This is a genomic window from Cyclobacterium salsum (assembly GCF_010119245.1).
Lineage (GTDB): Bacteria > Bacteroidota > Bacteroidia > Cytophagales > Cyclobacteriaceae > Cyclobacterium > Cyclobacterium salsum.
The window spans coordinates 214,798-229,197 of sequence record NZ_WNKG01000009.1; the positions used below are offsets into that span (position 1 = coordinate 214,798).

A 14,400-nucleotide genomic window follows, 5' to 3' on the forward strand; every position below is an offset into this window, starting at 1 on the left:
TTCCTCCTAGATTGTGTCCTTGAGGGGGCATTTTTTTTCATCGGGGCTCCGAAAAAATAAATAGATGCCTATCTTTGAAGTGGAATTTATAAGCAATGCATTATACATTAAATCAACTTCAGGTATTCTTAAAGGTAGCGCAAACCCAGAGCGTAACCAAAGCGTCGGAGCAATTACACCTCACTCAACCAGCGGTCTCCATTCAATTAAAAAACTTTCAGGCGCAGTTCGATATTCCGCTGACCGAGGTAGTCGGAAGGAAAATATACATTACTGAATTTGGGAAAGAAATCGCAGAAGCGGCTGCCGAGATCATTAATCAGGTCAATGGCATCAATCAGAAATCCTTGCAGTACAAAGGACAACTGGCAGGGAGACTGAAAATCACCATTGTCTCCACCGCCAAGTACGTGATGCCTTACTTCCTCTCTGAATTTTTGAGAAGAAATCCAGGGGTGGAATTACTTATGGACGTAACGAACAAACAACGCGTGGTCGAAAGCCTGGAGGACAACGAGGTTGATTTTTCCATGGTATCAATACTTCCTAAAAAGCTGAACCTGGAGCACATAGACTTGCTCCCAAATAAGCTGTACATGGTAGGTAATTCCCGATCCTCGTTTGATGAAAGCCGCTCCCTGGAAGCACAATTTGACGAATTGAACTGGATCTACCGGGAAAAAGGCTCCGGAACCCGACAGATGATGGAGTCCTTTGTGGAACAAAACCATTGGGCGATCGCCAAAAAACTGGAACTGACATCCAACGAAGCCGTAAAACAGGCCGTCATCGCAGGGCTGGGTTTTTCCATTATGCCACTCATCGGACTAAAAAACGAGCTCAATAACGGGGACATCAAAATATTCCCTGTAACAGGATTACCCATGGCTACCATGTGGCAATTGGTATGGGTAAAAGGAAAAAAACACAGTCCTGTCGCTCAGGCATTCATTTCCCACATTAAACACGAAGCCAGTACCTTGATCCAAAAGAATTTTGATTGGTACCTGAAGTATTGAGGCAATCACCATCCCATAAGTTACTTTAAGCCAAAACATTAGTATTAATATAAATTATTTTTATGTTTTTTATAATAAATATAAATTTTCATTAATAATAATTCATTTATAGGTTTGCATGAAACAAAAATAGCTGTCCCATGCAAAACAACCTTTACTTAGTTTGTCCGCTCGGTTTATCTGAACACTTTATCCAAAGAAAATACGGAATCCATCATTTTTTCCTTACCGCACTAGGGTCTGTATTCCGGTTCGATGAATTGCCGTTTATTGAAAAATTAGCGGATTTCTTGAGTTGTGAGCCTGTGGACCAGCTTACCATCGTTCACGACCTGAACTGCCCCCTAAAAAGCAACGTAATTAATCATTCGAAAACACTGACCACTTTTTCAGAAAAGCAGTTGTTTGACCTCTATATTGATCACTACTACCAGATCAATCGCTTTGAATCAGAAAAAGAAAAAGTGAGGCAGCTGGCTTTGATCCATATCGAGGACCTCAGCTATCAAATTGCCCATCATCCCCTATTTCAAGGGTTAATACGGGAAGGGGGCATACATATCACCGGACTGCTGGTCGACCCCTCAACCCAACACACGGAATGTATCAACCCGGCTGTACCGGAAAGGGGCAATACCGTCTACTCCGCTGTCTAAAATTTATCCCCAGTACCCTCCTACTTCGAAACTATGAATGTGCAATTGCTTCTGCAAAGCCTGACCAACCCTGCCTTGTTGTTTTTTTTCCTTGGGATTCTTGCTGTCAGGCTCAAAAGTGATTTGAAAATACCCGAAAACTCTTCGAAATTTATATCCCTTTACCTCTTATTCGCTATAGGTTTTAAGGGAGGCCAGGAACTGGCACATAGCCAATTTGAGATGGGAATCGTATGGGCCATCCTTTTTGGAATGACTACGGCCTGTATCATACCACTGTACACGTTTTTTATATTGAAAAAACGCATGGGGGTGGAAAATGCCGGAGCCATCGCGGCCGCCTACGGTTCGGTTAGCGCTGTCACCTTTGTAACCGCCGCTAGTTTTCTGGAAATGCAGACACTTGATTTCAGCGGACACATGGTGGCCATCATGGCACTGATGGAAGCACCTGCTATTATTTTGGGGGTACTGCTAATACGGTGGTTTGGAAATGGAAATGGAAAACAGGCCAGCCTTGGGAATTTGCTAAAACACTCCATCACCAATGGCAGCGTCTTTTTGATTTTAGGAAGCCTGGTCATTGGATTTCTTGCCAATGAACAGGAAGCCGAAGGCATCAAACCCTTTACCACCGATATTTTCAAAGGTTTTCTGGCGATCTTTTTGCTCGATATGGGAATCACCAGTGGTAAAAAACTGAAGGATTTTCTTCAATCGGGATGGTTTACAAGCACCTTTGCGGTGATAATCCCAATCCTGAATGGTTCGCTGGTAGCATTCCTCAGCGAATGGGTCAGTCCCGAACCCGGGGATCGGTTTATGCTGGCGATCCTAGCTGCCTCGGCCTCCTACATAGCGGTGCCGGCCGCGATGAAAATGGCCGTTCCCAAAGCAAACCCTGGCATCTTTCTGCCCATGGCCCTGGCAGTAACCTTCCCGGTAAATATCACCATTGGCTTTCCCATCTATTTTATGATTATCCAATAAACACCTAATGACCATTTCCAAAAAAAACAAAATGCTTCGCTAGTTTCCTCCGGTAGCAAAGATGCGGTTTACATTGAATCCGAGACGAAATTCTTCTCCGGGAACACCATTTCCTCCTGCCAACAGGTATTGTTCGTTCAGTGCCGGGGAGGTGACAAAATACATTTGAAAAACATGTCCTCCCGCTTCCACATCGATACCAACGCCCACATTATTTCGCAATCCATTATTCAAATTGGGTATCCATTGCAAGGTAAGGGAGGACATGGGGGTCACCTTGTATTTTCCGGAAAACCCCAGGGCCAGATATAGCTGCTGATCTCCTTCTATGGAATAGGCCGGTATTGGGCTGTTAAAATAGGCCAAAAGAGGACTCAGTTGAAGGCTGAATTGATCAGTGATTTTTCTTGCCAGCATTACCTGCGCTGCAAAACTACTCCTTTGGGCAAAATCGGGGTTATTTTCCTGCAAGTAGCCATAGTCCACGGTGTTTACACCCGCTGCGGCCATCAGTGAAAGGGAAAAAGGCATTTTACCACTTTCGGTCTGCTCCAGCAGGTGGTACCTTCCATACAGGTTGTAAAACTTGTCCCTTCCTGATCGGGAAACTCCCAGGGAAAACTTATCCTCAAGTGCATACTCAAAGCTAAATTGAATGTTTGCCCCGTGGTCCAGGCCATAAAGGTTTCGAATCCCTCCATTTACCGGACCAAAAGTGTGCATGATGGCAAAATGAAGCGTATTTTTATCCAATGCCTCCACCGTAAGCAGGTTAATGTGGCGAGGAGCATGAAACAAGAGGTCCGTTTTGCGATCCTCCGTTGCCAATTTCCTTTCCAATTGTGCAAAGGAAACTCCCTGAATTAAGAATAACAGCAAGGTCCCAACAGCAGTCAGTAGCCTACGCGATTTGGTTATCCGTTTCATATCATTCATTTTTTAAGATGGCTTTGATGGTGACTTGTTGAATTTCAGACAATTCGTAAAACATTAGTTGGGGTATGGCGATGTCATAATCACTTAATTTCACCTGGAATTCGGCTTCCAGAAGCACTTCTGATGCAGAAATTTTGGTTACCTTTCCAGGTATAACCAAGTCTTTTTCCTGACCATGTATTTTAAAGGTGCCCACCGCTTTTACCATCACTGGTTGATTTAAATTTAGCTGCCCCGATTCTTCAAATTTTCCAGAAAATTCAGCAAAGGGATATTCCTTTGTCTCCAGGTAGTTTTCACGCATGTGGCGGTCCCGCAACCCGATGCCTGTCTCCAGGGTATTGAGGTCAATGTAGAAATCAAACGTGTTGGTATCGAGATCCAAAAGCCCATTGAGCTTTCCGGACTCGCCGGTAAATTCGTTCAGGGATGCGGAGGATAAAAAAACCACTTCCCCGGTTTCTGTCTGGTACTCCTGAGCCAAGGCCTCCTCCACCAGAAGCAAGTAGACCAAGGGAAGTAACCATAACCGCTTCCAACTCATGATAAAGTGATTTTAAGATGATCGTCCTCCCGACTTATGGGATAAGCAGTCAGGGGCCGGGTAGCTGGACCGTTAACCACTTGTCCGGAAGCATCAAATCGGGATCCATGGCAGGTACAGGTAAAAATCCGATCCCCAAAAGTCCAGTTTCGATCACATTGGGAATGCGTACATACGGAGGTCAATGCACTGAATTCCCCCTCCAGATTCACTACCAGCAACTGGGCTTCCCGAATTAGCATCCATCCACCTGATGCTGCCAGGCTTTCGTTTCGTGCCAAATCAATGGTTACCCCTTGCTGATCAATCTGGATTCCATTTTTGTCTTCGTCCCCATCACTATCGGGGAGCATGTCTTCCGCTTCAGTGCAGCCTGTAAAAAACCCTATTCCAAAAACGGCCATCCCCGAAAGCAAACCTGTTTTCTGCAGAAAATCCCTTCGGTTTATTTCCAGTCTTCCTTGTTTTACTATTGGTCTCTTTTCCATAATCCTTATTTTTTGGCTTCGCATTCTATGCTTTAGAGCCATTTACGAGCTGGACCGTCTGTGCGGATTGAATCCGATACGATATAATTGAAAAACAAATGAAACGAAGACCTGTAAACTCAGAATTAGATGGACGATTATTCAGATTTGGTAACATCAGCCAGAAGCCATGTTTCGGTAAAAAATAAAATCAGTAATTCGTATAGGATTTTTTCAAGCGGTAAAAAAAACAACTCCGGAAGTGCCCCCGATTTCAAGCCCTGACCGGCATTTCCTTACGCCGCACATCGGTTTCCATTGCAAATGTCCCGGGTACCACCTATTTTAAGGCATCCAAAGACTATCCACCCATGAAGTGTTTCCCTGCTATTTTGATGGCATTCCTCTTTGCGCTAGGTGATTGCACCTTGGCACAATCGGGCCCATCCCCTGTCCTGCCTGATTTAGAGCAGTCCTTTGAAGCATTAAGCAGTACCCCTACCCGCACCGTTACCCTGAAAAATAACCTTGAATTTGAGTCAGAAGGGGGGCACCTTCAGGGCATTCAAAGGTATGGCGATGCAACACTTTTTATGAGTGGAAGTGCTGAATCGAAAAGTTACCTGGTAGCGGCAAACCTCAAACGGGAACAAACCATGGCCATCAATGGGCTGATGAATTCCCCTTTCCGGCACGCCGGAGGATTTCAGGTTTTCGACCATTACCTTGCGGTAGGAATTGAGGACAATCAAAAACGAAACGTATCGGTTGTACAAATTTATGATCTGAATTCCCGAAGACCCTGGTCTAACCCGGTGTATAGCGTGAAACGAACCGGCGACTACCAACGAGTAACCGCAGGAGCCGTTGGACTAACCGCCTACCGGCAAAAAATTTGGCTGCTGGTGGCCAACTGGGACAGTAAGAACCTGGATATATACACCTGCCCGGAAGCTGAATTTTTCCGGGGAACCGGCGATTTTACACTTGAATTTAGTATTGACACGGATACAGAAGCCCGAAGTTCCTGGTCAGATACGGAATGGTATTCCTATCAAAACATAAACTTGTTTACCGATCAGAAAGAGCAGCTATACCTGATAGGTACGACCAAAATTAACGACGGTAAACAGGTTGCTGACCTGTATCAACTGATATTAGAAAACTCACCTGCCCGAATTCGTAAATTGTCCAGCAAGTTTTTTTACCCAGGAAAAACGGTTGATTTTAAGGCGGCCGCAGGTTTGGTGGTGACGGCCGATGGCTATTTGGAACTATTGGCGGCTCCTTACCAGTTGGAAGGTGAGACCAGAATTGAGGTGTTTTCCCAATCTCAACGGCCTGCAAACTGATTAGCTGGCGGTAATAACAGCCTCCAGGAAAGCGCTATTAGGCTATTTCCCTTCTAAAAACCCGTCGCCAAACCAACGACTTAAAGGACAAAGTTGCATTTCCGATCGGAAAAAGCTTAGTCGATTTCTTTCACAAAATCCCTTACCCAGCGGAAAGCCCTTCCGGGAGTATAAAAAAACTGCACCATCATGGGGATATGCCTTTTGTTCTTTTGAACGTTATAATTTGGATTCGGTACATGGTCCCTGTAGTCCTCCATAAACCGATCGGTACCCTCCAAAATACTGGAATAGGTCTTTCCACCCATCATTATCAGCATGGGCGGCATGTCCCCGTGTAGGTGATAAATGGGTGAGGTCTCTTTCCATATCTTGGGGTCATTTGTAAAGGTTTTCAAATGAGAGGTTCCCGGCTCGTAATTTTGATTTACCAGGTAATGGTACATATCCAATCCCGCCGCATCAATCAAGGCCGCCCCCGCCACGGGACTTTCTACGGCTAAGCTGTCAAAATAAATGTCCCTAACAGCTACGAGTGCCGCCAGATGACCTCCCGCCGAATGCCCCGAAACCACAATCCTTTCCGGATCCCCACCATAGTCCGCAATATTGGCAGCCACCCAATCAAGGGACTTGGCAGTCGCCAGCGCCATGGCCTGGACCTGGTTATCAGGACTTAACGGATAATCTATGATGACCGTCACAATATTCCGCCGGGCCATGCGCCTGCCAAAAAACCCGTACCGCTCCTTGCTCCCTGAACGCCAGCTACCGCCATGGATAAACACCAGAACCGGTAGGGGCTGCCTGGTTTTTTGGGGGGCAAAGATGTTGAGTTGCTTTTCGGGCAATGCTCCCAAAAATCCCTCCTCCATATAGGTTATGTTTTCAGAAACGGTGATCCCTTTGAAGGAACAGGAAGCCGCCAGAAAGAGCAGCATTACTGAAAGATACTTTAACATGATTTCTGTTTATTAGTTAACTTTAACAAAAATAGTCGGGCCACTTCCTGACAGGTTAAGGTGTGATTTTTATTTTTAAGCGAAATAGAGGCGCATATCCTGATCCTTTTCCTTTCGATGGTTCGCCGCTCAAATGTAACAGATCAATTGTAAAACCTTACGAATGATACCCACAAAACGTATTAAATTTCAGGACCTGCAGGCAGTTAATGGTCGTTTTGAACCTCAATTAAGCCAACGCATCCTGGAAGTGGTCCACAGCGGACAGTATGTGGTAGGGGAACAAATCCGGCAATTTGAAAATGAATTTAGTGCTTTTATTGGAACCAGCCATACCATCGGCCTGAGCAATGGAACCAATGCCCTGGAACTGATTCTCAGAGCATACCTGGAGATGGGACGCATTCAAAAAAACGATGAAATACTGCTACCAGCCAATACCTTTATTGCTACCTTTCTGGCCATTGTCAATCAAGGCCTGGTGCCTGTGCCGATAGATCCGGAAATTCCTTCCTTCCTGCCGACAGCCGGGGCCCTGGAAAAAAAAATTACCTCGAAAACCAAAGCGATGGTGATGGTTCACCTCTATGGAAGAACCGCTTATTCCAAAGGGATTGCCTCCCTTTTAGAATCTCAAGGCATGCTATTGATTGAGGACAATGCCCAGGCAGTTGGAAGCCGGTTCGAGCGGAGGAAAACGGGTAATTTAGGCCATGCAGCTGCCCACAGTTTTTTCCCAACCAAAAATCTGGGGGCCCTGGGAGATGCGGGAGCCGTTACTACCAATGATCCGGAATTAGCTTCCATCATCCGGGCACTGAGGCATTATGGAAGAACGGGAAAGCATTGTTATACCTATGCCGGTACCAATTACCGAATGGCTGAAATCCAGGCGGCTGCACTGCGGGTGAAATTACCCTACCTGGATCAGGACAATATACGAAGGATGGCTTTGGCAAATAATTACTTGAGCAACATTAGCCATCCCGACATACTTCTTCCAACGCCCGAAAACCAGGATTTTCATCATACCTGGCATCTTTTTACGGTCTTGACCAAAAAAAGAAAGCTCTTGGCTTCTTACCTGGACCAACAGGGCATCGAGACGGCCGTTCACTATGCCACTCCTCCTCACCGTCAGCTTGCGCTCAGAAAGGGCATGAGCCCCGGAGCCTTACCTGTAACGGAAAAAATCCACCGGGAAACCCTGAGTTTGCCACTCTATCCAACACTCTCAGATGACAATATCCGGCATATAATAACAAGCATCAATAACTGGTAATCTCACCTCCAACGCAGGGACAGGGTGTGTCTGGCTAAGATTCGTTTGGCCTCTTTTTTTACATCCGGGAGGGATTGCGCCTTCCAGATTTTTTCTCTCGCCAACCTTGCGGCCTTTTCCGGATCCATGATTGGAAAAGGATAGGTATCTCCCAAGGTAAACCCCGCCATTTGCCCCTCAATCGGGGGCGTTTTCCATGGTTCATGAAAATAGGGAAAGGGCAGCGAGGCCAGTTCCGGTACCCATTTTTTTATAAAAACACCCTCAGGGTCATGATCTCCGGACTGTTTTATCGGATTGTAAATCCGCACCTGGTTGACTCCCGTCACGCCAGCCTGCATCTGTAATTGTGGATAGTGGATCCCCGGTTCAAAATCCAAAAATAACTGTGCCAAATGATCCGCTCCCGCTCTCCAGTCCAGGTTCAAATGATGCGTTAGGAAAGACACCAACATGGCCCTCATTCTAAAATTCACATAGCCTGTCTGTATAAGGCAACGCATGCAGGCATCCACCAGCGGGATACCTGTTTTTCCCATTTTCCAGGCCTTCAGCCACTCGGGATTTTCCTCATAACCGTAGTCCATAAATCCCTGGTTGATCGGTTCAAATTCCATTCTTTCTTCCATTTCAAATTTTTGAATGAAATGGCAGTGCCATCTAAGCCTGGATTGAAAATTCCGGATCGGTCCGGTACATTTGCCCGCCTTTCGCAAGGATTCTGCTGCCTGAAAGACCTGCCTTACCGAAAGGTTTCCCCAGGCCAGGTAAGGGGATAACCGGGAACAACTCCTCCGGCTCGCTTCCGGTTTACTGATAAAACGGCTATAGTTTTCTACCCGCCCTTCCAGGAAACTTTTAAGGTATTGATGCGCTCGGTTCTCCCCACCTTGCTGCAGGGTAAAGGGAGAATGCTTCATCCAGTCTAAAGGTTTCTGCATCATTGAAATTTCAGAAAAATCGGGATTCAGGAAATCCCCCTTTTCCCAGGCTGGATTTTCAAGAGATCGATTCATAAATGTTTCCCATTGAGCAGACCAACCTTTCCGGTTTTTTCTACCACGCTGAACGCCATTTTGTTGCCATTCCTGCCAGATGACCTTATTCACCTGGCAGAAACGTTTCACTTCCTTATCCCGCTGATAGGTAATCGCTATGCCTGTTTCCTGGTGCGAAAACAATTTATTCAATTGGTAGTGCTGTTGTATTTGCTCAAAGGCAGGAATGACTTCCTCATGGAATAGGTGGATTTTGCCCCCCACTACCGCAAGCGATTGATTCAGGTCGACCAAACTCTCATAGATAAATTTCCAATGGCGGATATTGCTTTGAGACGCCCGTACTAAAGAAGGTTCTACAAAATAGACCAGCAAAATGGGAAGCCCCTCTTCAAGGGCATGCTTCAATGGTGCATGGTCTTTAAGCCTAAGGTCTCGTTTAAACCAAACCACATTGATTTTTTCCATATCCCGAAAACCATACACGGAAAAAAAAGTTTACAACCCATGAGCGATCGCATTCACCTTTCCCCCGAGGATACAGACCGGGTCATTGAAATGGCCTGGGAAGACCGGACCCCTTTCGATGCCATCTACCAGCAATTTAACCTCCCGGAAAAAGACGTAATCAAGCTTATGCGCAGGGAATTAAAGGAGAGCTCTTTCCGAATGTGGAGAAAAAGGGTACAAAACAGAGCCACCAAGCACCAAAAGCTTAATGCAGCAACTGGAAACACTCGATTTAAGTCAACCCGCCAAAAGAGCATTAGCAATAACCAGATCACCTAAGCTTTGCTCGGATGGCTCCACCTCATTCTTTTCTGAAATTTTTGAACGCGTTTATCAGGCCGTTGGTAGACGCGTCATGTCCGCTGACCTTTTCCGGTGAGGCCAATTCAGGCAGGATGGATTTGGCCAAAACCTTTCCCAATTCTACTCCCCATTGGTCAAAGCTGTAGATATTCCAGATTGCCCCCTGCACAAAAATTTTGTGCTCATACATGGCGATCAATGCGCCAAGGGTAGCCGGATTTATCTTCTTGACAAGGATCGAATTGGTCGGTCGATTCCCTTCAAACACACGGTGAGGGGCAATTTTATCGATTATTTCAGGTGCTTTCCCTTCCCTCTCCATTTCTTGTTGCACCTCTTCCAGGCTTTTTCCATTCATCAGTGCCTCCGTTTGGGCAAAAAAGTTTGACATCAATTTAAGGTGATGATCTCCCAAGGGGTTATGAGTATGTGCAGGGGCAATAAAGTCGCAGGGAACCAACTGCGTGCCCTGATGGATCAACTGATAAAAGGCATGCTGCCCATTAGTGCCCGGTTCTCCCCAGATGACTGGTCCGGTGGAATAGTTGACTTGATTTCCTTCCCTATCGATGCATTTACCGTTACTTTCCATGTTTCCCTGCTGAAAATAGGCCGGAAACCGGTGCATGTACTGATCATAGGGTAGGATGGCTTCCGAAGCTGCCCCCAAAAAATTGGTGTTCCAGATTCCAATCAGGGCCAAAAGTACGGGAATGTTCTGCTCGAAGGGTTCCTGCCGAAAATGGTTATCCATGGCATGCGCACCCTCCAGCAGTTTTCTGAAATTATCAAACCCTACCGAACAGGAAATGGTAAGCCCAATCGCGGACCAGAGGGAATACCTCCCTCCTACCCAATCCCAAAACTCGAACATATTGTTCAAATCAATTCCAAACTCCCGAACCGCATTTCCATTCGTGGAAAGGGCAACAAAATGTTTGGCTACTTCATCTTTATGGTGGGCGTTTTCCAAAAACCAATCCCGGGCTGTATGGGCATTGGTCATCGTCTCTTGTGTGGTAAAGGTCTTTGAGGCAATAAAAAACAAGGTTGTCTCAGGGTTAACCTGTTTCAGCACTTCAGTAATATGAGAACCATCCACATTGGATACAAAATAGGTTTTGATATGAGGATGCTGATAAGGCTTCAATGCTTCCGTAACCATCACCGGTCCCAGGTCACTGCCCCCGATGCCGATATTTACCAGGGAATCGATGGGTTTTCCAGTATAGCCTTTCCATACCCCTTTGGAAACTTTTTCAGAGAACACCCTCATCTTTTCCAATACACGGTTGATTTCTGGCATAACATTTTTCCCGTCCACGTAGACCGGAGCGTCTGACCGGTTTCGGAGTGCTGTATGAAGTACGGCTCTGTTTTCCGTGCCATTGATCAATTTCCCGGTAAACATGGACTCCATGGCGGTTTTCAGGTCGGTCTGCCCAGCCAGGTCAAGCAACAATTGCCTGATGGAATCATCCATCCGGTTTTTGGAATAATCCAACAGGATATCTTTAAACCTTACCTGGTATTTCTCAAACCGTTTTGCATCATCCTGAAATAATTTTTTTATTTCAATATTTGATAGAGAAGCCTCCTTAAGTGCTTTCCATGCCTTGGTATTACTTGGATCTATATTTTTCATAGGACTGGTATGTTCATCGTTAAAGGAGTAAAACTAAAAATAAATGTCCGCAAGAAAAATAAGATTCTAAAAATGCCAGCCGGAAAAAAGAACAGCTAAAATCGGGTAATGACCCAGGTCATCCTAAAAACTGGATTTTGAATGCCTGACTCGAAGAATTCAGGAACCAAAATTTTGAAATTTCCAACCCTCAATTTTCGCAAATCACCAGGGCTAAATCCAGTCTCCTCTGTTCCATTATACTAGTTAGTTACCAATCACATATTTCTTCTGTCAAATTTTTCAAATCGAATAATAATTGGATCAAAATGAATAAATTGAGCCCTATTCAAGACCAGGGAGACAGAATATCGGATAGGTTATTTGAATTAAAAATATCAGAACATTTCTAACCATCGTTAAATTTAGTATATTATTAACTATTAAATAAAAGGGAATTGACCCGTATGGGAATGGTGACCTTTAATAAAATCGAGTCCCCATATTTGCATCATTTTTGCGACCTATTGAAACATTGATCTGAGAAGTCAAATACCATAAATCTTGAAAGTGATTTTAAATTTTAAACTATTTTTTCTGACCGCCACCACTGCAGCCGTATTGTGGTCACATTTTTCTTTCGGTCAAAGAGAAGCGATTGATGCCATCAAAACCAAAATCGATTCGATAGAAAACAAAGAAAATTTCACGCCTGACAAGCCCTATATCGATTTTATCAATCAGTTGGCAGAGCTATACTATAATTTAAATCCTGACAGCACTTTCCTTTTGGGAATGAAAAGCCTGGAAGCCAGCGAAAAGGTGGAATACACCGAGGGTATCATAGATGCTTATCGTAATATCGGTGCTTATCATAACCTTCGTGGTGAGTACGAACAGGCCATGGGGTTCTTTGAGGAAGGCCTGCATTTATCCGAGAAAATCCAGTACTGGCGAGGCATGGCCAATATAAACAATAGTATTGGCCTAAACTATTACGAAAGGGGGCTTTTGGAGGAGTCAGTGACGGCCTATCTCCGGGCGCTGGAAATTAAAGAGCAACATTTGTCAGAAAACGAGCAAAGTAAGACGCTCAGCAACCTTGGGTTGGTTTTTTTGGATTTAGGGGACTTTGAGAAGGCCTTGAGCTACCACAATAGGGCATTGGAAATTCGCAAACAAATCCAAAATGTACCCGGAATGGCCTATTCGATGGCCAATATAGGAGAGGTATACAAAGAAAATGGAGCACTGGAAAAATCGCTTCAAAACTATCAGGCTTCCCTGAAAATTGGGGAGGATATAGACAACAGGCAATTGGTTTCCGTTTGTCACTTTAACATAGGGGATATCTACCTGGAGCAGGAGAAATTTGAGGAGGCGCTTTTTCATTTTGAAACCGCCCTGGGGCTGGATACAGAAAGAAATGACAAAGTAGGCATCTCATACGACCTGTTAGGAATCGGCGAAACTCAAATGAAGCTGGGAAACCTAACTGCGGCCAAAAAAACTATTGAAGAAGGTCTTGAAGTGGCACTGGAAAGCCATTTGAAAGGGGAGGTACAAAAAGCTCATTTGCTGCTAAGTGAACTGTACGAAGGAGAAAACAATCCCTCAAAAGCCTTGTATCATTTTAAATTGCACAAAGCTTATCAGGACAGTATTTTGAATGAGGGCACAAAAGTAGAAATTCAAAAACTCACAACCGAATACGCGCTGGCAAAAAAGGAAGCCGAATTTCTTCAGGCGCGGCGGGAAACAGAGCTTCGAAATGAAGCCAGAATGGAACAGCGACTACGTACCGGAGTGACCATCATTCTGGTAATTCTGTTGGTTGCCTTTTTTATTGCACTACGATCAATCAAGTCTCAAATAAAAGCCAGGGAGACGGTCACCACGCAGAAAAATGAGTTGGAGAAACTGAATAAAAAAATCTTACTGCAAAAAAATGAGATCGAAAAAGTAGCTAACCAAATGTTCGAGGTTAACCAGACGAAGGATAAATTATTTAGCATCGTTGGCCATGATTTGAAAAGCCCGATCAACAGCCTGAAAGGGCTCATGCAATACGTAGTAGACGAAAAACTGACCCAGGAGGAGTTTCTTTTGGTGTCTGCACAATTGAGAAACGAAGTAGAACAGGTTCATTTCACCTTAATTAACCTGCTCCACTGGGCCAAAGGACAAATGAAAGGCATCGTTACCGACACGGAAAAGGTATCCATCAATAAAATTCTAAAGGAAATAATGAGTCTTTACAAACCGGTATCGGAGGCGAAAGACATCAGCATCGCCGATAATCTCGAAGCCCATACGGACTGCCTGGTAGACCGTGAGCAATGCAACCTGATTTTGAGAAACCTGATCAATAATGCGCTAAAATTCACCAATCGGGGAGGTAACATTTCTATCACTAGTAAAAAGGTAGATGATTCCTATTGGGAAATCTCCATTCAAGACGATGGGATAGGTATAGATCGTCAGACGCTGACCAAAATATTTACCCCGGCCTTTAAAGAAAAAAACCGGTATGGAACGGCCGGAGAAAAAGGTACCGGATTGGGGCTTCAGTTAACCAAGGACTTTGTCAAAATCAATGGAGGAGATATTCATGTAGAAAGTGAGTTGGGTAAAGGAAGCACCTTCACCTTCACCTTACCAATCGCCTAACCCTCGGGGCATTAATTCTTCCAGGGTAAATTGCTAATTTGAATTTTTTTCCCTTTATTTATTTAGAGAGTTGTGTTAGACCAAAAA

General features: G+C 44.8%; 13 protein-coding genes. 7 read left to right on the forward strand and 6 right to left on the reverse strand.

Going from position 1 to position 14,400, the window contains the following annotated elements:
* Positions 1 to 95 precede the first annotated feature (95 nt).
* The 3 genes from GJS45_RS17185 to GJS45_RS17195 all read left to right on the forward strand — a co-directional run bounded on the left by GJS45_RS17185 (position 96) and on the right by GJS45_RS17195 (position 2,665).
* Complete coding sequence (locus GJS45_RS17185) at positions 96 to 1,019, forward strand: LysR family transcriptional regulator (protein WP_162343089.1); 924 nt, start codon at positions 96 to 98, stop codon at positions 1,017 to 1,019.
* A 140-nt stretch (positions 1,020 to 1,159) separates the two neighbouring features.
* A complete protein-coding gene (locus tag GJS45_RS17190; RefSeq protein ID WP_162343090.1) occupies positions 1,160 to 1,675 on the forward strand; it encodes a hypothetical protein in 516 nt (171 codons plus the stop codon).
* A gap of 33 nt (positions 1,676 to 1,708) precedes the next feature.
* Positions 1,709 to 2,665, forward strand: a complete 957-nt coding sequence (locus tag GJS45_RS17195; protein WP_162343091.1) for a sodium-dependent bicarbonate transport family permease — start codon at positions 1,709 to 1,711, stop codon at positions 2,663 to 2,665.
* Positions 2,666 to 2,704: 39 nt separating this feature from the next.
* Here the strand turns inward: GJS45_RS17195 and GJS45_RS17200 are convergent, their stop codons facing one another.
* From GJS45_RS17200 to GJS45_RS17210, 3 genes are read right to left on the reverse strand one after another with little or no spacing between them, the layout of a single operon-like run.
* Positions 2,705 to 3,592 carry a DUF5777 family beta-barrel protein gene (locus GJS45_RS17200; RefSeq protein WP_235954833.1) on the reverse strand — a complete coding sequence of 296 codons (888 nt, stop codon included), beginning with the start codon at positions 3,590 to 3,592 and terminating at the stop codon, positions 2,705 to 2,707.
* Between the two features lies 1 nt (position 3,593).
* Positions 3,594 to 4,145, reverse strand: a complete 552-nt coding sequence (locus GJS45_RS17205; protein WP_162343092.1) for a YceI family protein — start codon at positions 4,143 to 4,145, stop codon at positions 3,594 to 3,596.
* Positions 4,142 to 4,633 (reverse strand): QcrA and Rieske domain-containing protein, encoded by a 492-nt coding sequence (locus tag GJS45_RS17210; RefSeq protein ID WP_162343093.1) that lies wholly within the window; start codon positions 4,631 to 4,633, stop codon positions 4,142 to 4,144. The genes GJS45_RS17205 and GJS45_RS17210 overlap by 4 nt, the downstream gene beginning before the upstream one ends.
* Positions 4,634 to 4,983: 350 nt before the next feature.
* On the opposite strand from GJS45_RS17210, the gene GJS45_RS17215 reads away from it, so the two are divergent.
* Positions 4,984 to 5,964: a hypothetical protein gene (locus GJS45_RS17215; protein WP_162343094.1), complete on the forward strand. Its 981-nt coding sequence runs from the start codon at positions 4,984 to 4,986 to the stop codon at positions 5,962 to 5,964.
* A 116-nt stretch (positions 5,965 to 6,080) separates the two neighbouring features.
* On the opposite strand, the gene GJS45_RS17220 is transcribed toward GJS45_RS17215, so the two are convergent.
* On the reverse strand, positions 6,081 to 6,926 hold the full coding sequence (locus GJS45_RS17220; RefSeq protein ID WP_162343095.1) for an alpha/beta hydrolase: 846 nt from the start codon (positions 6,924 to 6,926) through the stop codon (positions 6,081 to 6,083).
* Positions 6,927 to 7,089: 163 nt separating this feature from the next.
* Here GJS45_RS17220 and GJS45_RS17225 point away from each other — a divergent pair, with 163 nt between their 5' ends.
* Positions 7,090 to 8,208: a DegT/DnrJ/EryC1/StrS family aminotransferase gene (locus GJS45_RS17225; RefSeq protein WP_162343096.1), complete on the forward strand. Its 1,119-nt coding sequence runs from the start codon at positions 7,090 to 7,092 to the stop codon at positions 8,206 to 8,208.
* A 2-nt stretch (positions 8,209 to 8,210) separates the two neighbouring features.
* On the opposite strand, the gene GJS45_RS17230 is transcribed toward GJS45_RS17225, so the two are convergent.
* The gene (locus tag GJS45_RS17230; protein ID WP_235954835.1) at positions 8,211 to 9,692 is read right to left on the reverse strand and encodes a cryptochrome/deoxyribodipyrimidine photo-lyase family protein; all 1,482 of its coding nucleotides are present in this window, start codon (positions 9,690 to 9,692) and stop codon (positions 8,211 to 8,213) included.
* Positions 9,693 to 9,713: 21 nt separating this feature from the next.
* On the opposite strand from GJS45_RS17230, the gene GJS45_RS17235 reads away from it, so the two are divergent.
* The gene (locus tag GJS45_RS17235; protein ID WP_162343098.1) at positions 9,714 to 9,995 is read left to right on the forward strand and encodes a TIGR03643 family protein; all 282 of its coding nucleotides are present in this window, start codon (positions 9,714 to 9,716) and stop codon (positions 9,993 to 9,995) included.
* 22 nt (positions 9,996 to 10,017) lie between these two features.
* Here the strand turns inward: GJS45_RS17235 and pgi are convergent, their stop codons facing one another.
* Positions 10,018 to 11,664, reverse strand: a complete 1,647-nt coding sequence (gene pgi / locus GJS45_RS17240) for a glucose-6-phosphate isomerase (protein ID WP_162343099.1) — start codon at positions 11,662 to 11,664, stop codon at positions 10,018 to 10,020.
* A 549-nt stretch (positions 11,665 to 12,213) separates the two neighbouring features.
* On the opposite strand from pgi, the gene GJS45_RS17245 reads away from it, so the two are divergent.
* Positions 12,214 to 14,313, forward strand: a complete 2,100-nt coding sequence (locus tag GJS45_RS17245) for an ATP-binding protein (RefSeq protein ID WP_235954839.1) — start codon at positions 12,214 to 12,216, stop codon at positions 14,311 to 14,313.
* The last annotated feature ends 87 nt before the right edge of the window (positions 14,314 to 14,400 follow it).